25 protein-coding genes and 1 pseudogene are annotated in these 23543 nt (G+C 67.7%); 16 read left to right on the top strand and 10 right to left on the bottom strand.

Annotation, left to right across the window (positions count from 1 at the left end):
- On the bottom strand, positions 1–1391 hold a 1391-nt coding region (gene glgB / locus MRY84_RS07785; RefSeq protein ID WP_291505162.1), incomplete at its 3' end, for a 1,4-alpha-glucan branching protein GlgB.
- A 292-nt stretch (positions 1392–1683) separates the two neighbouring features.
- On the opposite strand from glgB, the gene MRY84_RS07780 reads away from it, so the two are divergent.
- Positions 1684–1920: a DUF6139 family protein gene (locus MRY84_RS07780; RefSeq protein ID WP_291505161.1), complete on the top strand. Its 237-nt coding sequence runs from the start codon at positions 1684–1686 to the stop codon at positions 1918–1920.
- 95 nt (positions 1921–2015) lie between these two features.
- Here MRY84_RS07780 and MRY84_RS07775 read toward each other — a convergent pair whose 3' ends face one another.
- A complete protein-coding gene (locus tag MRY84_RS07775; RefSeq protein WP_291505160.1) occupies positions 2016–3950 on the bottom strand; it encodes a LamG-like jellyroll fold domain-containing protein in 1935 nt (644 codons plus the stop codon).
- Positions 3951–4608: 658 nt separating this feature from the next.
- Here MRY84_RS07775 and MRY84_RS07770 point away from each other — a divergent pair.
- The 3 genes from MRY84_RS07770 to MRY84_RS07760 all read left to right on the top strand — a co-directional run bounded on the left by MRY84_RS07770 (position 4609) and on the right by MRY84_RS07760 (position 8378).
- Positions 4609–6684, top strand: coding sequence for an acetoacetate--CoA ligase (locus tag MRY84_RS07770; RefSeq protein ID WP_291505159.1), 2076 nt, complete (start codon positions 4609–4611; stop codon positions 6682–6684).
- A gap of 138 nt (positions 6685–6822) precedes the next feature.
- Positions 6823–7452: a CDP-diacylglycerol--serine O-phosphatidyltransferase gene (gene pssA, locus MRY84_RS07765; RefSeq protein ID WP_291505158.1), complete on the top strand. Its 630-nt coding sequence runs from the start codon at positions 6823–6825 to the stop codon at positions 7450–7452.
- A 77-nt stretch (positions 7453–7529) separates the two neighbouring features.
- Complete coding sequence (locus MRY84_RS07760) at positions 7530–8378, top strand: PhzF family phenazine biosynthesis protein (RefSeq protein ID WP_291505157.1); 849 nt, start codon at positions 7530–7532, stop codon at positions 8376–8378.
- A gap of 71 nt (positions 8379–8449) precedes the next feature.
- Here the strand turns inward: MRY84_RS07760 and MRY84_RS07755 are convergent, their stop codons facing one another.
- Complete coding sequence (locus MRY84_RS07755; protein ID WP_291505156.1) at positions 8450–9373, bottom strand: DMT family transporter; 924 nt, start codon at positions 9371–9373, stop codon at positions 8450–8452.
- Positions 9374–9700: 327 nt separating this feature from the next.
- On the opposite strand from MRY84_RS07755, the gene MRY84_RS07750 reads away from it, so the two are divergent.
- From MRY84_RS07750 to MRY84_RS07725, 6 genes are all read left to right on the top strand, one after another.
- Complete coding sequence (locus MRY84_RS07750; protein ID WP_291505155.1) at positions 9701–10366, top strand: hypothetical protein; 666 nt, start codon at positions 9701–9703, stop codon at positions 10364–10366.
- Between the two features lie 68 nt (positions 10367–10434).
- Positions 10435–10800, top strand: a complete 366-nt coding sequence (locus MRY84_RS07745; protein WP_291505154.1) for a proteophosphoglycan ppg4 — start codon at positions 10435–10437, stop codon at positions 10798–10800.
- Between the two features lie 236 nt (positions 10801–11036).
- Positions 11037–11798 carry a septum site-determining protein MinC gene (gene minC, locus MRY84_RS07740; protein WP_291505153.1) on the top strand — a complete coding sequence of 254 codons (762 nt, stop codon included), beginning with the start codon at positions 11037–11039 and terminating at the stop codon, positions 11796–11798.
- An 87-nt stretch (positions 11799–11885) separates the two neighbouring features.
- Positions 11886–12701: a septum site-determining protein MinD gene (gene minD / locus MRY84_RS07735; protein WP_142149492.1), complete on the top strand. Its 816-nt coding sequence runs from the start codon at positions 11886–11888 to the stop codon at positions 12699–12701.
- Between the two features lie 3 nt (positions 12702–12704).
- A complete protein-coding gene (gene minE / locus MRY84_RS07730) occupies positions 12705–12971 on the top strand; it encodes a cell division topological specificity factor MinE (protein WP_142149490.1) in 267 nt (88 codons plus the stop codon).
- Positions 12972–12997: 26 nt separating this feature from the next.
- The gene (locus tag MRY84_RS07725; RefSeq protein ID WP_291505152.1) at positions 12998–13390 is read left to right on the top strand and encodes a VOC family protein; all 393 of its coding nucleotides are present in this window, start codon (positions 12998–13000) and stop codon (positions 13388–13390) included.
- Positions 13391–13442: 52 nt separating this feature from the next.
- Here the strand turns inward: MRY84_RS07725 and MRY84_RS07720 are convergent, their stop codons facing one another.
- Positions 13443–13964 carry a flavin reductase family protein gene (locus tag MRY84_RS07720; RefSeq protein ID WP_291505151.1) on the bottom strand — a complete coding sequence of 174 codons (522 nt, stop codon included), beginning with the start codon at positions 13962–13964 and terminating at the stop codon, positions 13443–13445.
- A 135-nt stretch (positions 13965–14099) separates the two neighbouring features.
- Between MRY84_RS07720 and MRY84_RS23155 the strand changes: the two are divergent.
- The 3 genes and pseudogenes from MRY84_RS23155 to MRY84_RS07710 form a co-directional block, all read left to right on the top strand.
- Positions 14100–14588 (top strand): annotated as a pseudogene (locus tag MRY84_RS23155) (alpha/beta hydrolase); the annotation flags it as partial.
- Positions 14507–14875 (top strand): alpha/beta fold hydrolase, encoded by a 369-nt coding sequence (locus MRY84_RS23150; protein WP_363317500.1) that lies wholly within the window; start codon positions 14507–14509, stop codon positions 14873–14875. The pseudogene MRY84_RS23155 and the gene MRY84_RS23150, both read left to right, overlap by 82 nt.
- Positions 14876–14959: 84 nt before the next feature.
- Entirely contained in the window at positions 14960–15712 is a 753-nt protein-coding gene (locus MRY84_RS07710) for a YdcF family protein (RefSeq protein WP_291505150.1), read from the top strand.
- On the opposite strand, the gene MRY84_RS07705 is transcribed toward MRY84_RS07710, so the two are convergent.
- Complete coding sequence (locus MRY84_RS07705) at positions 15686–16282, bottom strand: NAD(P)H-dependent oxidoreductase (RefSeq protein WP_291505149.1); 597 nt, start codon at positions 16280–16282, stop codon at positions 15686–15688. The two genes, MRY84_RS07710 and MRY84_RS07705, sit on opposite strands and share 27 nt — an antisense overlap.
- 74 nt (positions 16283–16356) lie before the next feature.
- Positions 16357–17256: a LysR substrate-binding domain-containing protein gene (locus MRY84_RS07700; RefSeq protein WP_291505148.1), complete on the bottom strand. Its 900-nt coding sequence runs from the start codon at positions 17254–17256 to the stop codon at positions 16357–16359.
- Positions 17257–17369: 113 nt separating this feature from the next.
- Between MRY84_RS07700 and MRY84_RS07695 the strand changes: the two genes are divergently transcribed.
- Positions 17370–18074 carry an SDR family oxidoreductase gene (locus tag MRY84_RS07695; RefSeq protein WP_291505147.1) on the top strand — a complete coding sequence of 235 codons (705 nt, stop codon included), beginning with the start codon at positions 17370–17372 and terminating at the stop codon, positions 18072–18074.
- A gap of 88 nt (positions 18075–18162) precedes the next feature.
- Here MRY84_RS07695 and MRY84_RS07690 read toward each other — a convergent pair whose 3' ends face one another.
- Entirely contained in the window at positions 18163–19506 is a 1344-nt protein-coding gene (locus MRY84_RS07690) for a D-amino acid dehydrogenase (protein WP_291505146.1), read from the bottom strand.
- A 191-nt stretch (positions 19507–19697) separates the two neighbouring features.
- Between MRY84_RS07690 and MRY84_RS07685 the strand changes: the two genes are divergently transcribed.
- Complete coding sequence (locus tag MRY84_RS07685) at positions 19698–20624, top strand: LysR family transcriptional regulator ArgP (protein ID WP_291505145.1); 927 nt, start codon at positions 19698–19700, stop codon at positions 20622–20624.
- A gap of 28 nt (positions 20625–20652) precedes the next feature.
- Here MRY84_RS07685 and MRY84_RS07680 read toward each other — a convergent pair whose 3' ends face one another.
- Both MRY84_RS07680 and MRY84_RS07675 read right to left on the bottom strand, forming a co-directional pair.
- The gene (locus MRY84_RS07680) at positions 20653–21231 is read right to left on the bottom strand and encodes a midcut-by-XrtH protein (protein WP_291505144.1); all 579 of its coding nucleotides are present in this window, start codon (positions 21229–21231) and stop codon (positions 20653–20655) included.
- A 145-nt stretch (positions 21232–21376) separates the two neighbouring features.
- Positions 21377–22447 carry a helix-turn-helix domain-containing protein gene (locus MRY84_RS07675; protein ID WP_291505143.1) on the bottom strand — a complete coding sequence of 357 codons (1071 nt, stop codon included), beginning with the start codon at positions 22445–22447 and terminating at the stop codon, positions 21377–21379.
- A 157-nt stretch (positions 22448–22604) separates the two neighbouring features.
- Between MRY84_RS07675 and MRY84_RS07670 the strand changes: the two genes are divergently transcribed.
- Complete coding sequence (locus MRY84_RS07670) at positions 22605–23219, top strand: TetR/AcrR family transcriptional regulator (RefSeq protein WP_291505142.1); 615 nt, start codon at positions 22605–22607, stop codon at positions 23217–23219.
- A 108-nt stretch (positions 23220–23327) separates the two neighbouring features.
- Here MRY84_RS07670 and MRY84_RS07665 read toward each other — a convergent pair.
- On the bottom strand, positions 23328–23543 hold a 216-nt coding region (locus tag MRY84_RS07665; protein WP_291505141.1), incomplete at its 5' end, for a fasciclin domain-containing protein.

The raw sequence follows: 23543 nt of genomic DNA, 5'->3' as shown, positions 1-23543 counted from the left end.
ATCAGCCCGAACAGTGCGCGCAGGTTGGCAAACTGCTGCCAGTCATCCCCCGGCATTTTGTTGATGAGCGACCCCTTGCCGTACACCACCTCGTCGTGCGAGAGCGGCAGCACGAAGTTTTCGTTGAAGGCATAGACCATCGAGAACGTGAGCTTGTGGTGGTGGTAGCGGCGGTGGATCGGGTCTTCCTTCATGTACGCCAGGCAGTCGTGCATCCAGCCCATGTTCCACTTCATGCCAAAGCCCAGGCCGTTCATCTCGATGGGGCGCGACACCATGGGCCAGGCGGTGGATTCCTCGGCAATGCTCACGGTGTCGGGGTGGTCGCGGTAGAGCGAGCGATTGAGGTGCCGCAGGAATTCGATGGCTTCCAGGTTTTCGCGCCCGCCGTGGCGGTTGGGGATCCACTGGCCGTGCTCGCGTGCGTAGTCGAGGTACAGCATGGACGCCACCGCGTCCACGCGCAGGCCGTCCAGGTGGTACTTGTCGAGCCAGAAGAGGCCCGAAGACACCAGAAAGCTGCGCACCTCGTGCCGGCCGTAGTTGAAGATGCTGGAGTTCCACTCCGGGTGGTAGCCCTGGCGCGGGTCGGCGTGTTCGTACAGGTGCGTGCCGTCGAAGCGGTCCAGCCCGTGGGCGTCCGACGGGAAATGCGACGGGACCCAGTCGAGCAGCACGCCAATGCCGCGCTGGTGCAGGTGGTCCACGAAATACATGAAATCCTGCGGCGTGCCGTAGCGTGACGTGGGCGCGAAGTAGCCGGTGGTTTGGTAGCCCCACGAGCCATAGAACGGATGCTCGGTGATGGGCATCAGCTCCACATGGGTAAATCCCATCTCCACCACGTAATCCGCCAGTGCATGGGCCAGCTCCCGGTATCCCAGCGGCGAGCCATCGCGCCGCCGCCAGGAACCCGTGTGCACCTCGTAGATGGACATGGGCGCATTCAGCGCGTTGCGCGGGCCGCGGTGGGCCATCCAGTCGTTGTCGTTCCATTCGTAGTCCAGCGACCAGGCGCGCGACGCGGTGGCGGGGGGCTGCTCGGCATACACCGCAAAGGGGTCCGCCTTGTCCAGCCAGTGGCCTGCCTGCGTGACGATGCGGAACTTGTACGCCTGGCCGTGCGCGATGCCCGGCACATGCCCTTCCCACACGCCGCTGTCGTCGCTGCGGGGGCGCAGCGGGTCGGCCTCGCCGTGCCAGCCGTTCCAGTCGCCGATGACCGATACCGACGCCGCATTGGGCGCCCAGACGGCCACATCGGCGCCGCCCGTCGGCCGCAAATGGCAGCCCAGGGCCTGGTACAGGCGAGCGTGGGTTCCCTCCCGGAACAGATATGCATCGTGCGCGGTGAACGCGTTGAACGTGGTTTCGGGGGGCAATGCCTGCACGGGGGGTCCTTGTGGCGAGGGAGCGTTCGCCGCGCGATCGCTCCGAAAAGGGGTGTCGCTGAAAAGACCCATTGGCCCACAGCCCAGGCCGCCGCTGCGCCCGGCACCGACGCAACGCCTTGCCAGACAAGGCCCGGCGTGGCTGTCAGACGCGTCCTGCGGCCGGGGGGCAGGACGCAGGCGCGTTTTTCCTACGCCACGCGCTGGCGCGGCGGGCTACAGTGCATGGGTGTCCGCCGGGCTGCCCGCCGGACCGACCTCCCGCAATCCCCCTTCCCCAAGGAACTCACCCATGCGCGTGGACATTTACCGCCGAGCCGAAGCCGATGGCAAGTTTTCTCACCTGGCCGTACCCGAGGGCAAGCCCATCCCGCAGGAGGCCATCAACACCGACTGGCAGGACGAAGCCAGCGCCCGCGAGCTGGACGAAACCAGCGAGCGGTGGGAGGAATTCGGCATTGAGCGCCCCGCGCAGCAAATCCGCGAAAAGGGCTATGCGATCACCAGCCTGAACGAGCAGACCGACTGACGCTTGATTCCCCGATGCTGTCCCCGAACGCCCCCGACGTAGGGAGGGCGGCGGGGCGTCGGCGCAGGCCATGAGGCGTGCGCCGGCCTGCGGGATCAACGGGCCAGGTCCGCCACCTGAGTAGCCGACAGTGCGCCGCAGTAGATGCGGAAGTCTTGCATGCGGCCCTTGAAGTAGCGGTCCCCGCCGTACTGCGAGCGTCCCAGCCAGGTCTGCTTGGTGTGGCCCATCTGGTAGGGGTTCATCCAGACCTCGTTGTGGGTGGCAACCTGCAAGCCGTCCACATACAGCGTGCCCACCGTCCCGGCGAGGGTGACGGCCACGTGCACCCAGCGGCCCGTGGGCAGCGGGTCGGCGGACAAGGGCTGCGCAGGCCAGAACTGATCGCGCGACGCCAGAAAGTGGAGCTTTTGCTCTCCGCTGCGGGGGGTCAGCGCGACATAGGCCACATCGTCCGACCCGAAGTCGAAGATGCGGGTGTTGGCGGCGGTGGTTTCCACCTGCACCCACACTGCGACTGTGAAGTCGCCCAGGGCCGACACCGCCCCGTCGGGCAGCGCCACATAGCCGTTGTTGCCGTCGAACACCGCGCAGTTTCCGCCGCCGCGGCCGGTGTCGAAGCTCGTACCTCCCACCAATTTGGCGTGCCGCCCGTGGCCGCTGGCGTCGTCGGTGTTGCCGTTCAGCGGCAGGTGCAGCCACAACTCGCCCGGCGTGGCCACGCGGGCGACGTCGACGCCCACGCGCTCGCCCTGTGGGGTGACGGCGCTGATGCGGTAATGCCAGGTGCCCTGGGCCGGTCCATCGGTGTAGGTGCGCGGCTCGGTGACCTGGGCCAGGGTGGTGAAGGGGCCATTGCGGGAGGCGGAACGCTGCACCAGATAGTGCGTGGCGTCCGCGCTGCCCCACCAGGACAGCAGCACCTTCCCCCCGCTGAGGAAGGCCGTGAGGCCCGTGGGCGGCGCGGGCGGGACTGCGCTGCGCGTGTACAGCAACGTGCCCATGCCAGGGTCATCGCCGCCATCGATGCGCTCTGGCCGCATCTGGTCGAGTATCGCTTTCGTCCACGGTGCCGACAGGCCCTTGCGGCTCACATAGTGGTGGTAGATGCGCTCAAAGCAAGGGCGGCGCGAGCCCGTGCCTGCTGCGGCAAGGCCTGTGCCATGCACACCCGTGTATGGCACGAAAGGCATCGTGGCCGGGTCGTTCAGGTTGTTGCGGGCCACGTACTCGGCCCCCGCCAGCAGGCGATTGTTGGCGTAGCCGTAGAGGTCCTCGCCCTGGTTCCAGGCCATTTCGCACAGGCAGCCCGCCAGCGCGATGCCCAGGGTGGAGTGGCCCTGGTCCCGGTGCGTTTCCTGCCACTGGCCCAGGTGCCCGGGGTGCAGGTAGTAGACATGGTGGGCGGAGGCCCCTGTGCCCCGGCCGTTCTTGTAGTAATTCACCGCGAAGGCAGTGATGTCCGGCCGGTCGCAGAACACGCCAATGGCGTACACGGCGCACAAGTTGGCCAAATCCCAGTTGGCCCAGTAGTGGGTGACCTTGCGGGTTTCGCTGCCGTTGTGGTTGGTGAGGAATTCGCGGGCCCGCGAATAGAAGACCTTGAGCAGCATGTCCTTGAAACGGACCTGGTCGTCCTGCGCCCAGCCGGGATAGTTGCGCATCAGCTCTGCGGCATTGGCCCACTGGGTGCCATACAGGCCCGATGACAGATACAGATTGGAATTGCCGCCCAGTTCCTTCAGCGTGGACGACCAGGCGTTGAGAAACTTCACTGCGTCGCGGGCATAGGCTTCATCACCCGAGATGTGCCAGCGCAGCGCCAGGTGGTAGGCGCGCATCATGTCCACGATCATGACGCCGTAGTTCTCCGCCCCGGCCACGCCGCGGATGACCACCTCTAGCGGGAATGGCGTGGCATTCAGGTTGGCGCGGCGGCCATTCAGCAGCACGTTGTATCCCCCCAGCCAAGGCTGCTGGCTGGTGGCGACCATGGCGGCCATGCGCTGGAGGTCGGCTGTGGTGTGCAACAGGGCCGGATGCGAAGCCGCAGCCGGAGGTGGGGGAGGTGGTGGTGGGGGCGGAGCCGGAGGAGGGGGCGGAGATGGGGGCGTGCCCGGCGCGGGCGCAGGACCCGGGGGCGGAGATCCAGGCGCGGGTGCTGGCATCGGAGGTGAGGGCGGCGTGCCGATGGGAGCTGGTGACTCTGGCAGTGCCCCGGGGCTTGAGTTCAAAGGGCCCGGGTCGGCCGAAGCGGGGCCGGGGAGGGGGGCGTTGGTGTGGACGTCGCTCGGGTTGCCCCCACACGCTGCGAGGGTTCCGGCCAATGGCACTGCGGCCATACCTTTGAGTACGCGGCGGCGTGCCTCGAAATGCTGGTTGTTGTTCTGGTGGTTCATCATTTAAAGGATGGAGAGGGTCGGCAGCTTGCCGCCAGACACAGTGCCCTCACGGCAAAAGTCATGCCGGGTGGCAGAAAGCCGGGTTGGAAGCTTGTGCCGCGCCAGTGCGCCTTGGCCACGGCGCACTGAGTGCCTTAATGAACAATTTGGTTAATCGATATTGTCATTAATGTAATTATTTGCAGCGCCGTCTTCTCCGGAACGGCCGTCGCACCAGCGATTGCATGTCAAACCTGCGACCTGTGCGGCTGGCCCTGACGGGGCGCCGCTGCTACGCTGCGTCGCCATGGAGACAAAAAAACCCCACACCCCCCCGCCCTTCGTTCCGCAGATCCGCCTGTACCAGGACTGGCTGCGCGACCAGCGCGGCTTGGAGTTCGACAGCTACGATGCCCTGTGGCGCTGGTCCACCACCGAACTGGATGCCTTCTGGCAGAGCGTGTGGGACTACTTCGACATCCAGTCGCCCACACCGCACACTGCCGTGCTGGCCAAGAACACCATGCCCGGTGCGCAGTGGTTCCCTGGCGCGCAGGTGAACTACGCGCGTCAGGCGTTGCGGCACGTGGAAGCGGCACACGCGGCAGGCCTGCCCGCCATCATCAGCCGCAATGAAAAAGGCAACCACCGCGAACTGAGCTGGCCCGAGCTGCGCCGCCAGGTGGCGTCGCTCGCGCTGCACCTCAAGGCCCAGGGCGTGTTGCCCGGCGACCGCGTGGCCGCCTATCTGCCCAACGTGCCTGAGGCCATGGTCGCCTTCCTCGCTACCGTGAGCATCGGTGGTGTGTGGAGCATCTGCGCGCCCGATATGGGCACGCATGCGGTGCTGGACCGCTTCCGCCAGATCGAACCCAAGGTGCTGATCAGCGTGGACGGCGTGACCTACGGCGGCCGCGACCACGACCGCACCGGCGTGCTGGCCGAGCTGCGCGCCGCCCTGCCCAGCGTGCAGCACGTGGTGCTGCTGGGCAACCTGGACACTACTATTTCGATAGCTGGTTGCGCTTCTTGGACAAGCGCTACAGCCCAAAATGATGCCCAAACCGCTGCTTTCGAGCCGCTGTGGCTGCCCTTTGACCACCCGCTGTGGATCGTCTACTCCAGCGGCACCACGGGGCTGCCCAAGCCCATCGTGCACGGCCACGGCGGCACGGTGCTGGTGGCGCTGCAGCTCAAGGTGCTGCACAACGACATCGGCTGCAGCTATGAGGCGAACAGCTTTGGCGAGTGCTACCACTGGTACAGCTCCACGGGCTGGGTGATGTGGAACGCGCAGCTCTCGGGCCTGCTGTCGGGCACCACCTGCGTGATCTTTGACGGCAACCCCGGCGGAAGCAAGGAGCACCCCGACTGGGGCGTGCTGTGGCGCTTTGCGGCCGAGACGGAGCTGACGTACTTTGGCGCGGGCGCGGCCTTTTTCAACAACTGCATGAAGGCGGGCACCACGCTGTCGGACTATGGCGACCTCTCGCGCATCCGCGCGCTGGGCACCACGGGCTCGCCGCTGTCGCCCGAGGTGCAGGAGTGGGGCACGGCGCAATTCGCAGCGCTGGGCACGCCCGATATCTGGTGGAACAACATTTCGGGCGGCACGGATTTTTGCGGCGCCTTTATCGGGGGCAACCGCGAACTGCCCCAGGTGCCCGGCGAGATGCAGTGCCGCATGCTGGGCGCGGCCGTGGAATCGTGGGACGCCGAGGGCCGCCCCGTGCAGGACGCCGTGGGCGAACTGGTGTGCGCCCAGCCCATTCCGTCGATGCCGCTGTACCTGTGGGGCGACAAGGACGGCAGCCGCTACCTGTCGAGCTACTTCGACATGTACCCGCCCGGCCATGGCCGCCAGCCCGGTGGCGGCGACGGCCCGGCCAGCATGGGTGCGGTGTGGCGCCACGGTGACTGGCTCAAGATCGGCGCCAACGGCGGCTGCATCATCTACGGCCGCAGCGACGCCACCATCAACCGCCACGGCCTGCGCATGGGCACGAGCGAGATCTACAGCGCCGTCGAGGCGTTGCCCGAGGTGCTGGACAGCCTGGTGGTGGACCTGGAATACCTCGGCCGCGAAAGCTACATGCCGCTCTTCGTCGTGCTGCGCCCCGGCCACGCGCTGGATGACGCCTTGCGCGCGCGCATCAACACCGCGGTGCGCACCGCGCTCAGCCCGCGCTTTGTGCCCGACGACATCTTTGCCGTCGCCGAGGTGCCGCGAACGCTCAGCGGCAAGAAGCAGGAGCTGCCCATCAAGAAGCTGCTGCTGGGCCAGCCGCTGGAGAAGGTCGTCAACAAGGACGCCATGGCCAACCCCGGCTGCCTGGACTGGTACGTGGCGTTTGCGCGCGAGCGCGCCCAAGCAGCCCGTTGAGCCCGCCGCCAATAAACGGCCCCGGCTGACATACGCGAAGCGCGCCGGAGGTCACCCTACGGGGATGCCCGCCCAGCGCGGGCCGCCATAATGCGCACCCCGCTTTGCATCGCCCAGCCTGACGCAGGAGAGCTCGCCATGACACCAACCCCCTCGCACCCCAAACGTTTCTCGATGATCCGCGAGTTCCACCTCGCCGACTGGTTCACGCTGGGCAACGCCGTGTGCGGTGTGGGCGCGCTGTTCTCGTCCATGACCTACCTGGAGACGAACGATGTGCGCCATGTGTACTTCGCCGCCGCGCTGGTCCTGGCCGCGCTGATCTTTGACGTGCTGGACGGCCGCATTGCCCGCTGGCGCCAGAAAAGCTCGGCCATGGGCCGCGAACTCGATTCGCTCGCCGACGTGATCTCGTTTGGCGTGGCCCCAGCCATCATTGCCTACGGCTGCGGAATGCAGGGCATGTACGACCGCATCGTGCTGGCGTACTTCGTGGCGTGCGGCGTTTCGCGCCTGGCGCGCTACAACGTCACGGCCGAAACGCTGTCCGAAGGCACGGGCAAGGTGAAGTACTTCGAGGGTACGCCCATCCCGACCTCTATCGTGCTCGTGGGCCTGCTCGCCCTGGCAGCGTGGATGGGCGCGGTGCGCGAGAACCTGTGGTTCGGCAAGGTGCTGATCGGTGGCTTCACGCTGCACCCGCTGGTGCTGGTGTTCGCGGCATCGGGCTCGCTGATGATCAGCCGGATCAAGATCCCCAAGCTCTGATTCGCGCTGCGCGCCGCGGCGGCGCTCGGGGGGCGGCAATGCACCCCGTTTTCCTCCTTCCGATTTCCTCTCCTTCCATGGCTCTTCAAAAGATCGCAGCGTTCTCCGATGGCGCCCAGGGCGGCAACCCGGCCGGCGTGTGGATCGGCGACACCTTGCCCGCGCCCGCCGAAATGCAGCGCATCGCCGCCGAGCTGGGTTTTTCTGAAACCGCATTTGCCGCGCCCGAGGGCGATGGCCGCTGGCGCGTGCGCTACTACGCGCCGGAGGCCGAAGTGCCGTTCTGCGGCCACGCCACCATTGCGCTGGGCGCGGCCTTGGCACGGCAGCAGGGCGATGGCGTGTTCTCCCTGTCGCTGAGCCAGGCTCAGATCACGGTGGAAGGGCGCGTGCACGGCGACTTGGTGCAGGCGGCCTTACAGTCGCCGCCCACGCGCAGCGCACCCGCGCCGGCCGCGTTGCTGGCCGATGCGCTGGCGCTGTTCGGCTACACGGCGCAAGACCTGGACCCCCGCATCCCGCCCGCCCTGGCCCACGGCGGTGCCGACCATCTGGTGCTGGCGCTGCGCAGCCGCGCGGCCCTGACGGCCATGCGCTACGACCTGGAGGCCGGCCGCCGCCTCATGCAGGGCGCGGGCCTGGTCACCATCGTCCTGGTGGTGGCCGAATCCGACCAGCTGCTGCACACCCGCAACGCGTTTGCCTCCGGCGGCGTGCTGGAAGACCCGGCCACCGGCGCCGCCACCGCCGCCCTCGCGGGCTACCTGCGCGACCTGGGCTGGCCGCACGGCGGCGTGATCGACGTGGTGCAGGGCGAGGACATGGGCATGCGGTCGCGCCTTCGGGCTGAAATTAAGCCCGAGCCTGGGAGTTCCATCCGGGTCTCGGGCACGGCCCGGTGGATGCTTGACGAGGACGGTGCTTGAGCTGCTATCCAAAAAATAGCTGTTTGTGCTTGTCCATATTGCGCTGCAGGCAATTCTGGCCCTGAGATGTCTCAAGCCGTGGCCGGCCGCCGGTTCACCAGCACGATGCCCGCCGCCACCAGCGCCAGGGCAGCCACCAGCCCCAGGGTCACCGGCTCGCCCAGCCACCAGGCGCCAAACAGCAGGGCGAACACGGGCGTGAGAAACACGAACACCGAGAGCTTGGTGGCGGGGTAGTGCGCCAGCATCCACATCCACACCAAGTAGCTTGCGAACGCGCCGATCAGCGCCTGCACCAGCAGCGAGCCCCAGGCAAACGCGCTCAGCTGCAGCGACCAGGTCTCGCCCAGACCCAGCGACAGCAGCGGCAGCACCGCGGCGCTCACGCCCACCTGGTAGAGCAGCTGTTTGGCTGGCGCCACGCCGGCCAGCGGCGTGCTGCGGATGACCACCGTGGTCAGCGCCCACATCAGGCCCGCCGCCGGCCCCAGCAGATCGCCCAGCCAGGCGCGGGGCAGGGCGGCATTGGCGGGCCCTAGCAGCCCGTCGCCCAGCGCCAGGCCCACGCCGGCAAACGCGGCGGCCAGGCCCAGCCACTGCCAGCCGCGCAGCCCTTCGCCCGGGATGAAGCGCGGCAGCAGCAGCGCCACCCAGAAGGGAGACCCGTACAAAAACACCGTGAGCCGGGACGCAGTGGTGTACTGCAGGCCCAGGTAGATGCAGGCAAATTCGCCCGCAAACAGCGCCCCCGCCAGCAGCCCCGCACGGGCTGCGCCCGCGGGTTCGGCCGTGGCCGACAGGCGCACCCCGCGCCACAGGCACCACCCCGCCACCGCCACGCTGGCGATTGCAAAGCGCACAAACGCCTGGAACACGGGCGCCACCTCGCCCACCGTGGCCTTGACCAGCACCTGCTGGAAGCCCCAGAACATGCAGCAGGCCAGCAGCAGCGATACGGCCAGAGGATCGAGGTGGGACTTGCGGGCGAGGGCCATGGGGTGGGGTCCGGGTGGAGGTGGGGATTTCGCGCAAGGCCTGCGCCTGCCGCGCCGGATTATCGAAGCCAGCTGCAGCGCAGGCCGCCGTGTGGGCATTTCTCCTACACGCACAGACTGGGCGCATACGCGGGTTTTCGGGCGGATTGCGGCTAGGGTCAGCTGGAGGGTTGCCAACGCGGTGCATGGGCTCGTACCGCTGGTGGATCCACCTCCAGGAGTTTCTTGATGCCGTTTCCGTCTTTCAGAATCCGTGCCGCTGCACCGCACGGGGCGCTCCCAGCGGTCACCTGGCTGGCCGTCGCGATCGGGCTGCCGGCGCTTTTCATGTCTCCGGCAGTCGCTGGCGCCGCGGCGGCCGGGGCGCAGTTGGGGGGCGAGCCCGCCTCGGCGGATGTCCGGCTGGTGGCCGACTGGGCCTTTCGATCTGGTGACCATGGCAACCGCGCGGTGGTGGTGGTCGACAAGAAGGAAGCCAAGGTGTTCGTGTTCGACAGGCAAGGCCGCTTGCAGAGCGCGGCTCCGGCCTTGCTCGGCTCCGCCCGGGGGGACCACACCGTGCCCGGCGTTGGCGACAAGCCCCTGGCGCAAGTGCTGCCGGCAGAGCGCACCACCCCGGCCGGGCGGTTTGTGGCGGAGCCGGGCGTCAATGCGCAGGGCGAGGATGTGGTGTGGGTGGACTATGGCGCCGCGGTGTCGATGCACCGGGTGCGGGCCAACGTCCGATCCGAACGCCGGCTGGAGCGCCTGGCTTCGCCCACGCCCCGGGACAACCGCATCTCCTTTGGCTGCATCAACCTGCCCGTGTCGTTCTACGAAAAGGTGCTGAGGCCCACGGTGGCAAGCGTGGGTGCGGTGATCTATGTGTTGCCGGAGACACAGCCGGTGGCGCGTTTTTTCGGGGCTTCCGACACGCCGCCCACGGCAGGGCACGCCCGTGTCCGACAGGGGCAGCGGGCGGGGGACGACGCCGCGCTGGAAAGGAGGCCCTAGCCTGGGATGCAGCTGGCGACTTGGCCGGCGAGTTTCTATTCCATCCCCATAGACCAAGGAGTTACCCAATGAATGCACAGAACGCACTGAAGTCGCTGCTCGCGGGCCTGGCCACTGTCGCCGTGGTAGGCACTGCCGTCGCCCAGAGCACCCCGCCCAATCCGACGAGCCCCAACCCGGCCACCGGCGCCGGCCAGCAAAGCTCGCAAAACACCCCCATGGGTACCACGGGCACGCCGGGCGGCAATACCGGCGCCACCGGCAGCACCGGCGCGACGGGGAGCACGGGCGCCACCAGCGGCACCATGCCGTCCGGTTCTTCGTCCGGCGCCACGGGTTCGTCGAGCTCGACGATGGGCTCGGGCAGTGCAAGCGACACCACGTCCGGCACGGGTGGCACAGGCACCCGTCCCGCTCGCGCTGATCGCAACTGAACGTTGCGTCTGAAAGCAATTCCACGCCGGGCTTGCCCGGCTTTTTGCCGTGGTGAGCCGAGCCACGGCCACGGATGGATAGGGCGCGTGGGGATGTTGAGGGTCGGGGCTCGCAGGCAGCATAAGCCGCTCCGGCAGCGCTGCGAACGGCGCCTCGGCGGTGTCCGCGCAAGCCCACGGTACACTTTGCGGCTTCCAGGACTGGTTCCTGCGCTCCCATCCCATCCCCTGCATTCATGGCCCTTACGACGGCGGCCCAGGCCCGCACCAGCTTTGACCTCAAGAGCGCCTCGCTGCCCGTGGTGGCGGTGATGCTCAAGACCACCGACGCCGCGCAGTTTGCTGCCGACCTGGCCGAGCGCGTGGCCGATGCCCCGGGCTTTTTCGACAACGACCCCGTGCTGATCGACCTGGCCGCCGTGCGCGAGGCCGAGGCACCCATCGACTTTGCCGCCATCGTGGCCGAGCTGCGCAGCCGCAGCACCTTGCCCGTGGCGGTGCGCGGCGGCAGCGCCGCGCAGATGGCGGCCGCGCGCGCGGCAGGGCTGGCCGCAGCACCCGACGCGCCGCCTGCCCGTGCCGAGGCTCCTGCCGCTGCGGTGCAGGAGGTGGTGCGCGAAGTGATCCGCGAGGTGGAAGTCGTGCGCGAAGTGCCCGTGGCGGGTCCCGGCACCGTGGTGGTCGACAAGCCCCTGCGCTCGGGCCAGCAGGTGTATGCGCGTGGCGCCGATCTGGTGGTGATGGCGGTGGTGAGCTTTGGCGCCGAGGTGATTGCCGACGGCAACATCCACGTCTATGCCCCGCTGCGTGGCCGCGCGATTGCCGGTGCACGGGGCAACACCGAAGCCCGCATCTTTTCCACCTGCCTGGAGCCCCAGCTGGTCTCCATCGCAGGCATCTACCGCACCACCGAGACCGAACTGCCCGCCGACGTGCGCGGCAAGCCGGCCCAGGTGCGGCTCGAAGGCGAGAAGCTCATCATCGAGCCGCTGGCCTGAGAGCGTGAGAGTCGTTTGTCCCAGCCAAGAACTCTCCGCCCCTGAGCCCCCATTCATTCGTATCAACCCACAGAGAATCAGCAACACATGGCCAAAATCGTCGTCGTGACCTCCGGCAAGGGTGGCGTGGGCAAGACCACCACCAGTGCCAGCTTTGCCACCGGCCTCGCCCTGCGCGGCCACAAGACCGCGGTGATCGACTTCGACGTCGGCCTGCGCAACCTCGACCTCATCATGGGCTGCGAGCGCCGCGTGGTGTACGACCTCATCAACGTGATCCACGGTGAGGCCAACCTGAACCAGGCCCTCATCAAGGACAAGCAGTGCGACAACCTGTTCGTGCTGGCCGCCAGCCAGACGCGCGACAAGGATGCGCTGACGCAAGACGGCGTGGAAAAGGTGCTCAAGGACCTGGCGGCGATGGATTTTGAATACATCGTCTGCGACTCGCCCGCCGGCATCGAGAGCGGTGCGCTGATGGCCATGCACTTTGCCGACGAGGCGCTGCTGGTGACCAACCCCGAGGTGTCCAGCGTGCGCGACTCCGACCGCATCCTGGGCATGCTGGGCAGCAAGACCAAGCGCGCCATCGAAGGCGGCGAGCCGATCAAGGAGCACCTGCTCATCACGCGCTACAACCCCAGCCGCGTGCAGGACGGGCAGATGCTGAGCCTGGAAGACATCCAGGACATCCTGCGCATCAAGCTCATCGGCGTGATCCCCGAGTCCGAGGTCGTGCTGCAATCGTCCAACCAAGGCACGCCCGCCATCCACGCCCAGGGCAGCGATGTGTCCGAGGCGTACAAGGACGTGATCGACCGCTTTCTGGGCCAGGAAAAGCCCCTGCGCTTCATCGATGCGGAAAAGCCAGGCTTCTTCAAGCGCCTGTTCGGGAGCAAGTAAGCCATGGCCTCTTTCCTCTCCTTCCTTCTTGGCGAGAAGAAAAAAACCGCCAGCGTCGCCAAAGAGCGCCTGCAGATCATCCTGGCGCACGAGCGCAATGGCCGCAACGCTTCCGAGCCCGACTACCTGCCCGCGCTGCAGCGCGAACTGGTGGCGGTGATCTCCAAGTACGTCAAGATCAACCCTGAAGACCTCAAGGTGCACCTGGAACGCCAGGACAACCTGGAAGTGCTCGAAGTCAAGATCGAGCTGCCGGACGCCGTGCGCTGACGGCCCGCATCGCCAAGGCGTTTGCCATGCTCTCGCATGTATTCGTTGGGGTGAATGACTTCGAGCGTGCCATGGCCTTCTATGGCCCGCTGCTCGCGCGCCTGGGGCTGGTGCTGCGGTTTTCAGAGGCCGCCCGGCCCTGGGCCGGTTGGCAGACGCCCGGCGTGGCCCGCCCGCTGTTCCTGGTGGGGCGTCCCTTCGATGGGCGGGACGCAAGCCCTGGCAATGGGGCGATGAACGCGCTGCTGGCCGCCGACCGCGCCACGGTGGATGCGGTGCATGCACTGGCCCTGCGCCACGGCGGCTCCTGCGAAGGTCCGCCCGGCCTGCGGCCCGAATACCACGCCAACTACTACGGCGCGTACTTTCGCGACCCCGATGGCAACAAGCTGTGCGTCTGTTGCCACGAGCCTGCCTGAACCGGGCTTGGAACCTGCGCTGCGTGCGGCCTGCGCTCGGCCGATGGGCCGTTCAGAGCGGGTGTTCGGTGTAGAACTTGCCCCCGTGGTACAGCAGCGGCGAGGCGCCTTCGCGGTGCTCGCAGCGTTCCACCTCGCCCACGAAGATGGTGTGGTCGCCTTCCTGGTACTGGCTGCGGTTGAAGCATTCGAACGTGGCGGCCGCGCCTGCCAGCAACGGTGCGCCGCTGATGCCGGGGCGGTGGCTGAGCCCCGCCCAGCGGTCGATGCCGCGCGTGGCAAAGCGCTCGGCCAGGTCTTTCTGATCTGCGGCCAGCACATGGATCGCGTAGTGCGAACCATCGGCGAACGTGGCCAGCGAGCTGGCCGCGTGCGACAGGCTCCACAGCACCAGCGGCGGCTGCAGTGACACCGAGTTGAACGAGCTGGCCGTGAGCCCGACCAGGTCTCCCGCCGCGGTGCGGGCCGTCACAATGGTCACCCCCGTGGCAAACATGCCCAGCGCGTTGCGGAACTCGCGGGAAGAGAAGCTCGGCGGCAGGGCCAGCGCGGGGCGAAGGGGCGTACGGTTCACGAATCGGTGTGCGCAAGGGCACCAGGAGGGGATGGAACTATTATCGGACGCGAACCCTTGTCCCGCTGGCGCGGGGTTTCCTGCCGCCTTGCCTGCCGCTCCCATTCCTCTCTTCTATTCCTCCATTTCTACCGCATGGCCGTCCTCCCTACCTTCACCACGCTGGGCACCGGCCCCACCGTGCTCATGCTGCACGATGCCGACGGCGGCCACCTCACCTTCGCTCCCCAGGTCGAGACCCTGGCCAGTGCGGGCTACCGTGCCGTGGCATGGGACATGCCGGGCTATGGCCACAGCGCGCCCATCGAGCCCTACACCTTCAAGGGCTTGGCCCAAAGCTGCCTGGCGCTCATGGATGCGCTGCAGTGCGGGCCGGTGGCGTTGGTAGGGCATGGCATGGGCGCGATGGTGGCGCTGGAGGCGGCGGTGCGCAGGCCCGCGGCGGTGCGGCGCATGGTGCTGTGCGCGGGCGGCCCCGCGCTGGACAGCCAGGCGCTGGACGACTGGGTTGCCCCGCGGCTGCGCGCGCTGAAGGCGGCAGCATGGACCAGCTGGCCCAGACGCTGGTGCCGCAGTTCATCGGCACCGGCGCCCTGCCGGAAGGCGTGCGCCTGGCGGGGCATGCGTTGTCGCAGGTGTTCCCCGGGGCTTACCGCCGCGCGCTGGAGGCGCTGGCCACGTTCGACCGCGGCGCCGCGGCGCTGTCGCAGCTGCATCTGCCCACCTTGCTGGTGGGAGGCGAGGGCGACCGCTGCACCCCGCCCGACGCCCTGCAGGCCCTCGCCCAGGTGCTGCCCGACGCCGAGCATTTGCGGCTGCCCCACGTCGGCCACTGGCCGCAACTGGAAGATCCGGAGCGCTTTGACGCGGCGCTGCTGGAGTTCCTGGCGCGCCCTCGCGTCTTGCACTGAAAGCGGCGCATTTCGAACGTTCTGCCCCGGGGCGCTCTGACGGCCCCGATGATCTCGCGCGATCCGGCATGATCGCGATCTCCCATGTCCTGGTTCATTTTCAAGAAGATCGTTTCCGCGGTGCTGATGCCGCCCGTGCTCAGCATCCTGTTGGCGTTCGTGGGGCTTTGGATTGCGCGCCGCCACCGCCGCACCGGGTTGGGCATGGCGATACTTTCCTTGCTGTCGGTGCTCGTGCTGTCGTGGCCCCCCGTTTCGGATGCCCTGGTGCGCAGCCTGGAGCGGCACCCGCCCGTCACCCCCGACCAGCTGGCGCGCGCCCAGGCCATCGTGGTGCTCGGCGGTGGTGCCGACGCCATTGCGCCCGACAACGGACAGGATGCGCTGGCCCGTGGGGCGCGTGAACGCCTGCGGTACGCCGTCATGCTGCAGCGGCAGACGGGCCTGCCGCTGCTGGCCACGGGGGGCGCCCTGGGCGGTGCGCGCCCCGAGGCCGAGGTGATGAAGGAAGTGGCCGTGCGCGAACTCCGAGGGCGTGTGCGGTGGGTGGAGCCGCGGGCGCTCGATACGCAGGACAACGCCCGGTTGTCCGCGCCGCTGCTCAAGGCCGCCGGGGTCCAGCGCATCATGCTGGTCACCCACGGCTGGCACATGGTGCGCGCGGCCCATTTGTTCCAGAGCGAGGGCTTCGAAGTGATCCCCGCGCCCGTGGGCCTCACGCCCCCGGCGTCGCAGCGGTGGCAGCGGATGCTGCCCCGCGCCTCGGCGCTGATGGACAGCAGCGTGGCCCTGCACGAGTGGCTAGGGATCCTAGCGCAGCGCGCGCTCGGCCGCTGAGGCGGAGGCATCGGCCAGGAACGTGCGGGCCTGGGCAACGGCCTCCACATCCGCTTGCACCGCGCCCGGCGGGCCGCCCTTGCCCCACAGCACCCCGCCCCAGGCCATGGACAGGAACTGCGCGCACAGCACCACCGAATCGATCATGGGCTGCGCCTTCGCGCGGTCGCCGCTGGTGGTGATGAGCAACAAGGTCTTGGCCGCCATGCGTTCCTTGAAGGCGACACCGGGCACGCGCATCCACGCGCTCCAGTGGTCCAGGTAGGTCTTGAGCGGCGAGGGGATGCTGTACCAGTACACCGGTGCCACCCAGACGATGTGCGTGGCCGCCAGGGTGGCGTCGAGCAGGGTTTGCATGTCGCCTTCCGGCGGCGCGTAGGTACCGGTGGTGTGCCGCTGGTCTACGAAGGGCGGCAGGTGCATTTGTGCCAGGTGGTGCCAGGTCTGCGGGGTGTGGGCAGGCAGTGCGGCGGCGGCCTGTCGGGCCAGCCATTCGGTGTTGCCGGGGTGGCCTGGCTCGCGGGTGGAGGCAGTGAGAAAGAGGTAGTGCGGTGCGGTGGGCGTGGTCATGGCGCCATGGTACTGGTGCCTCCCAGACCCGTGGCGGCGTGTCCGCGGATCCTGCGGCACGCGGTCGTCGCGGTTCAGCCGCCGGCTTGGCCCAGCAGCCACGCCTTCACGCCCGCGACGGCCTCGGGGGCGCGTTGCCTGCGCGGAGCCACCAGGTAGTAGCCAGCACCGGTGCGCTGTTCTTCGTCGAAGGCCTTGGCCAGGCGGCCGGCGGACAGGTCCTGCGCCACGAACTCCTTCTGCACCAGCGCGAGCCCTTGGCCGGTCAGGGCCGCATCGATCACGAGCGTCGTCTGGTTGAACCAGATGGCCTGCGGTGTGGGGGCCGGCGCCCCGGGCGCTGGCGGCTTGCAGTGGGCAAAGTAGTCGGCCCATGCAGACTGGGAGTCGTGCAGCAGCACGTAGCGGTCGATGTCACCCACCGTTTCGGGAGCGCCGGAACGGCGCAGCAGCAGCGGGCTGCCGACGGCCACCAGGCACTCTTCGAACAGGAGATCCGCCGCAAGCCCCGGGCCGAAAGGCGGGCGGCCGTACCGCACCGCGAGGTCCACCGCCTCGGTCTGAAAGTGCGCCAGGCGCTCGGTCGCCAGGATCCTCAGGTCCACCCCGGGGTGCCGGCGCGTGTAGTCGGCCAGCCGCGGGATGAGCCATTTGGTGGCGAAGGTCGGCGTCACGCTGACCGTCACATGCTGGGGCTCCGGCCGCAAGCCCTGGGTGGCCGTGGCAAGCATCTGGAACGCGCGCCGCACGTCCGTGGCGTAGCGCTGTCCGTTGTGTGTCAACACGAGGGTGCGCGGCTGCCTCTCAAACAGCTTGAGGCCCAGCTCCGCCTCCAGCGCACGGATCTGCTGCGCCACGGCGCCCTGGGTCACGCCCAGCTCCAGCCCGGTCAGGCGAAAGTTGAGATGGCGGCTGGCGGCCTCGAACGCTCGCAGCGCATTGAGAGAGGGCGTGGGGCCCAACGGGGAGATCATGAGTGTAGATTTTCTACTGAATCGAAGCACCAAGGCTGTTTTGGCAGACCGCCCAAAGCAAGATGGTTTTGGAACAATTTCCAGGTGCCGGTGTGCGGCAACCAAGGATCATCATGGCAGTAGAAAAAGTAGCGCTTATCACCGCCGGGGGCACAGGCATCGCCGCAGCCGCAGCCCGGCGGCTGGCGGCGGCCGGTTTTCACATCGGCATTCTTTCCTCGTCAGGCAAGGGCGAGGCCCTGGCTCAGGAGCTCGGCGGCGTGGGCGTCACCGGGTCCAGCGAGTGCCTGGCGGATCTGGGCCGCCTGGTGGATCTGGCCCAGGCTCGCTGGGGACGTGTCGATGTGCTGATCAACAGCACCGGACACGAACCGCGCGCGCCGCTGCTGTCCTTGGCGGATGAGCGCTGGATGCAAGGGACGGACACCTACTTGCACAGCGTGGTCCGCCCCACGCGGCTAGTGGCCCCGTTGATGCAAACGCAGCGCGGTGGCGTGATCGTGAACCTGTCGTCGGCCTGGGCGGTGGACCCGAGCGCGCTGTTCCCGACGGCGGCGTTGGTGCGCGCCGGGCTGGCTTCGTTCACGCGGATCTTTGTGGACAGCTATTCGCGGCACAACATCCGCATGAACAACGTGTTGCCGGGCTGGATCGACACCGCCTCCGTGTGGGAAGAGCGCCGAGCCACCGTGCCCCTGCAGCGGTACGGGCAAGCCGCCGAAGTGGCCGCAACCATTGCCTTCCTGGCTTCGGAAGGGGCTGGCTACATCAACGGGCAGAACCTGCGGGTGGACGGCGGATTGGCGCTGGCGACCTGAACTCAAGTGCCCGCGTCCGTGGCATGCCCTTGCGCGGCGGCTGGGGAGGAGCGACGCTCCGCACCCCACGGAAAGAGGGTGCTTCTTCTCAGGCGGCCAGCGGCGCCGTCGATGCCCGGCGTGCCGAGCTGTCGTCGCCCAGGAAACGGAAGTTCATCGCAGGCTGCTCGCCACTGATCAGCTCGGCCAGCGCCTTGCCCGAGCCCGCACCGTGCGTCCAGCCCAGCGTGCCATGGCCCGCGTTGACCCAGAGCTTGCCCACGCGTGTGCGGCCGATGAACGGGATGTTGGTGGGCGTGGCCGGGCGCAGGCCGGTCCAGTACTGCGGATCGCCGCCTTCCTCGGGGGTGCGGGTGTCGCACACGCCGGGCAGGATGGCCTCGATGCGGCGCGAGAGCATGTGGCAGCGCGCGCGGGCCAGCGTGCTGTCCAGCGTCAGGTCCCAGCCGTTGAGTTCGATGGTGCCCGCCACGCGCAGGAAGTTGCCCAGGCGGCTCATGGCGATCTTCTTGCCATCGTCGATGGTGGACACCATGGGAGCGCCCTCGGGCTTGAGCAGCGGGAACGTGGCGCTGTACCCCTTGCCGGGGTAAATGGGCAGGTCCACGCCCACACTGCGCAGCAGTGGCGCGCTGTACGAGCCGCAGGCAACCACGACGGCATCGCCTTTCAATAGGAAATCTTTTCGGCCCCCGGCGCTTGGCTGGCGGGCGATAACAGCTACTGAATCAATAGCATCGCCAATCTTGTTCAGGCGCAGCACATCGTGCCCGTACAGGAACTGCGCCCCCCGGGCCTCGCAGCGGCGCGCCAGCTCCTGGGTGAACACGCGGGCGTCGCCGCTCTCGTCCGTGTTCGTGTAGGTGCCGCCGGTGATCTTGTCACCGTAGGCCTTGAAGGCGGGCTCGATCTTGAGCAGCTCGTCGCGGCTGACCAGACGGCGCTGCACGCCGAACTTGCGCATCACCTCCACCGCGTGGCCGGCATCGTCGAACGATTTCTGGTCGGTATAGAAGTGGGCTATGCCCCGCTCGAGCCGGTTGTATTCAATGCCCGTGCTGTTCACCAGGTCCTTGAGCGCGGCGTGGCTGTACGCGCCCAGCGCCACAATCTGCTGCACATTGCGCTCGAACGCGGCGTCGTTGCACTGCGCAAGGAACTGCAGGCCCCACCGCCACTGTTGCCAGTCCAGCTGCGGGCGAAACAGCAGCGGGGCCTCCTTGTCGAACATCCACTTGAGTGCCTTCAGGGGCGCCTCGCGGTTGGCCCATGGCTCGCAGTAGCTCACCGAGATCTGCGCCGCGTTGGCAAAACTGGTTTCCAGCGCGGCATCGGGCTGCCGGTCGACCACGATGACCTCGTGGCCTCGCTCAAGCAAGTGCCACGCGGTGCTGATGCCGATGATGCCGGCGCCGAGAACGATGGTTTTCATAGGTGGAGCTCTTGGTGAACTGGGGGAGCCCGCGACGCTGTGGAAGAAGCGGAAAAAGCGGCGCGGCAAACGTCCCTCAGTGTGCGCCACATTGCTTTTGGCTAAAAGCAAAATTAAACTTCATCCAAAATCATCAGGCGTTCTAATGCGCGACTGCGAAATCCCTCTTCTTGCACCTTGATGAGCCCGCCATGAGTACCTACGACCCCGCCGCCCTCGAATGCCTTGCCGCCATCATCGAGGAGGGCGGCTTCGAGCGCGCCGCCCAGCGCCTGAATGTGACGCAATCGGCCGTTTCGCAGCGGCTGCGTGCCCTGGAGGCGCAGGTGGGCTCGGTGCTCATCGTGCGCAGCCGGCCGCTGCGGCCCACGTCGGCGGGCCAGTTGCTGCTCAAGCACACCAAGCAACTGCGCCTGCTGCGCGCGGACTTGGAGCGGGACTTGCACGAGCTGGCGCCCAGTGCGCCGGGCGGCCCTCGGGAGGATGAGCGTATCTCCATTGCCATCAACGCCGACAGCATCGCCACCTGGGCCATGGGTGCTCTGCACGACCTGGTGCGCCAGCGCCTGCCGTTGGAGATCATCGTGGACGACCAGGACTTCACGCAGGAATGGCTGCGCTCGGGCCAGGTGCTGGGCTGCGTCACCACGCTCAAGCAGGCGCTGCGCGGCTGCAAGATGGTGCCGCTGGGGGCGATGCACTACGTGGCCGTTGCGTCGGCCAGCTTTGCGCAGCAGTGCCTTCCCCAGGGGCTCACGCCGCACAACTTCCGCGAGGTGTCGTTCCTGTCGTTCAATCGCAAGGACGACATGGCGGCCGAGTTCGTGGCGCGCGCCTTCGGGCTCAAGCGCGTGGCGCTCAACCATCTGTTCGTGCCCGGCTCCGAGGCGCAGATGCGCGCCGTGGCCGCTGGCTGGGCGGTGGGTGTGATGCCGGAGTTGATGGCGCGCGAAGCCTTGGCAGACGGCACGCTGGTGAACCTGGCCCCCGGCCACTCGCTGCCCATCCAGCTGTACTGGCACTGCTGGAACCTGGAGTCGGCGGTGCTGGACGCACTTTCCGGTGCGCTGACCGCCACGGCCGCACAGACGCTGGAGGCGCCTGCGCTTGCGCCGTAGCCCGGGCTGCGGCGCCGGGAAGATGCTCTCAGTGCGGCCGGCCCACCCGGACGTAGCAGACCTCCATCGGCGCGAGCGTCAGCCCGACGGTGCACTGGTCGCTGCCAAAGCCGAGCAGGATGTGCGCAGCGGTCACGCTCACCGCCGTGATCCGCTGGGGGCGGCCCGTGACGTTGCGCACCTCGTACTCGTGCAGGTAGTCCATGAAGGGGTTTTCCAGGCTGGGATGGTCTGGAATGTCGGCCACGCCGCCGGCGGGGTTGTCGAGCAAGACCTCGCTCACGGCCTGGGCCATCACCTCCCCGGGCCAGGGCGTGGACAGCAGCGCTGCACCGGCCAGCAGGCCCGGCCCGAGGGCGCGCAGGGTGGCCCACCCTCGGCGGCGCAGCAGATGGCCGCCCAGGCCGGTGATTGCCAGCACCAGGGCGAGCAGAGCCCATTGCGACAAGGTGGGCACCGCCGCAGCGGCGGCCAGGGGCGCATAGGCCACGGTGCCTACGGGCGCCCCTTGCGCCCACGCGCTGGGGGCGACTACGGTGGCCCCGGTAGCCAGCAAGGCCAGAGCGATACCGGAAGGGGTGCAGGACGGTGAAGAAGGAGCGCGCATGGAACGAGTCACGAGAGCAAGGCAGGAGAAAGAAGGAAAGAAGGGCTGCGCACGATGCTAGGCGCCGGATGGGCCCCGCCTTGACCGGTGGTCCCGGGGGTTTTGACTGGTTGTCCCACCCCGGCTTCATGCCGCGGTGAACGGGCTACGCCTGAAGTTCACGCAGCCAGTCGGCGTATTCCGCGGAAAGGGGCGGGGCGCCCCCATTCGAGGTGGCGGAATGCGGGGCGGGGTGGGTGCGCTGCGCGGTGGCGCGGACATCGCTGGGTGTCATGCCAAAAGCTTTGCGAAAGGCGCGGCTGAAATGCGCCTCGCTCGTGAAGCCGTGGCGCGCGGCGATTTCGGCCACGCGCAGGCGGCGGTTGGCCGGGTTTCCAAGCGCCTGGAAGGCGCGCACCAGGCGCCGGTGCTGCACATACTGCGCCACGCCGCCGAGCGGTTCGAACAGCCGGTACAGCTGGCTGCGCGAAATGCCAAACGTCGTGCAAAGCAGGTCGGGGGTCAGCGGTGCCGCTGCGTTCTGGGCGATGAAATGCCGGATGCGGCCCAGCGTCACGCCCTGGATTTGCGGCTGCGCCTGCGCCAACGTGCCGGCCGAGGGCCGAAGGCAGGCCGCCAGCATCTGGGCCGTGGCCTGGACCACCGCAGGGGCTTCCGAGAGCGTGACGGCTGGAAGCCGTTGCTGCAGCGACTGGAAGTAGTCGCGCAGCAGGCCGCCCAGGGCGGTATTGCCACGCAGCACGGCGCCGTGCAGGTCGGCACCGGTATTGTTGCCGCTGCGAAAAGCCTCGCCTGCGATTTCGCGGGGCACCACAATGGACAGCACGTGGGACGGGTCGGCATAGGTCAGCTGCGTGCGGCTCAGGTCAAACACCGTGATGTCCCCCGCCCGCACTGCCAAGTCCACGCCACCGTCGCGCTGGCCCACAAAACCGCCGTTTCGGTACCACTGCACCAGGTAGTGGTCGACGCCGTCATGCGCCACGCGCGCCGCGCTGCGCGCAAACTGCTGGCGGCCGAAATGCAGATCACCCACGAGCAAGGCGCCCAGGTGGCGGGCCGTGACTGAGGCTTCGAAGTTGTCGGGCGGTGCGCGGTCCACCGGCGCTACGTCGAACACGACCGAAATGCTGCTGCGCCACGCCTCGAAACGCGCCTCCGCCGAAGGTTGGTCGGTCTTGAATGTTGTCGAGGGCAAGGGGGCGTCGAGCGGCATGGCGGCGCGATTATGTCCATCGCCTTGGCGATAGGCCACCACAAGATTGCCAACGGGCACGGTGGTGCCCCGCGGCCTCGGCCGGCAAATGGTGAACGATGTAGTTGCATTGCAACTCAACCATATGAAAATTTACCGCGTTGTATAAAATGGAGGCATGCAAACGCCGCAACCCAAGGTTTCGTTCAAGGAGCAGATGCACCAGGCCCGAGAGGACGCCATCCTCCAGGCCACTTGCCAGCTGCTGGGCGAAAAGGCCTTCGATGCCATGACCATGGACGACGTGGCGAACGCCGTGGGCATTGCCAAGGCCAGCCTGTACAAGCATTTCTGCAGCAAGGAAGAGCTGTGCAGTGCCGCCATGGTGCAGATCCTGGCACGGGTGCAGGCCTATTTGGCCGAGTTGCCTGCCGACATGCCGCCGCTGCAGCGGCTCCACGCGCTGGTGCGGTGGTCGCTGGAGCGCCTGCTGGCGAACGAGATGCCCTTGCTGCCCAGCCGCAACTCCACGCTGCGCGCGGTGCTGATGGCCAACAAGGACTATCTCAACGGCCTGGTGGCGGTGAGCGACCAGATCGGCGAATGGATCACCGAGGCCCAGGCCCAGGGCCTGATCAGCCCGACCCTGCCGCCCGTGGTGGTGCTCTACACCTTGTACGCGCGGGCCTGCGACCCGGTGGTGAGCTTCCTCAAGGAGAGTGGCCAGTACTCCGACGCGGAAATCGTGGACTTGGTGGTGCGCACCTGCTTTGACGGGCTGGCGGCGCGCTAGCGCATCTCGCTGCCGGCGACTGCATCGCTGCAGCACTGCTTCTGTAACGCTTCCAAAAACAAAGCCCGGCATGCCGGGCTTTGTTGCATGGGCTCTCTCCGCCGGGGTCTACTTGGGAAGGATCACTTTGTCCACCACGTGGATCACGCCGTTGCTCGTGAATACGTCGGCCATGGTGATGTTGCTGGTGCGCTGGTTCTGATCGGTGATCACAAGGCTGGCGTTCACTGTGAAGGTCTGCCCTTGGACGGTGGCAATCGCGGTATTGAGCGGAACCTCGGCTTTGAGCACCCGCGCGGGCACCACGTGGTAGGTGAGCACCTT

Source organism: Acidovorax sp. (assembly GCF_022763525.1).
Lineage (GTDB): Bacteria > Pseudomonadota > Gammaproteobacteria > Burkholderiales > Burkholderiaceae_C > Acidovorax.
This window is presented reverse-complemented; position numbering and strand designations above follow the sequence as displayed.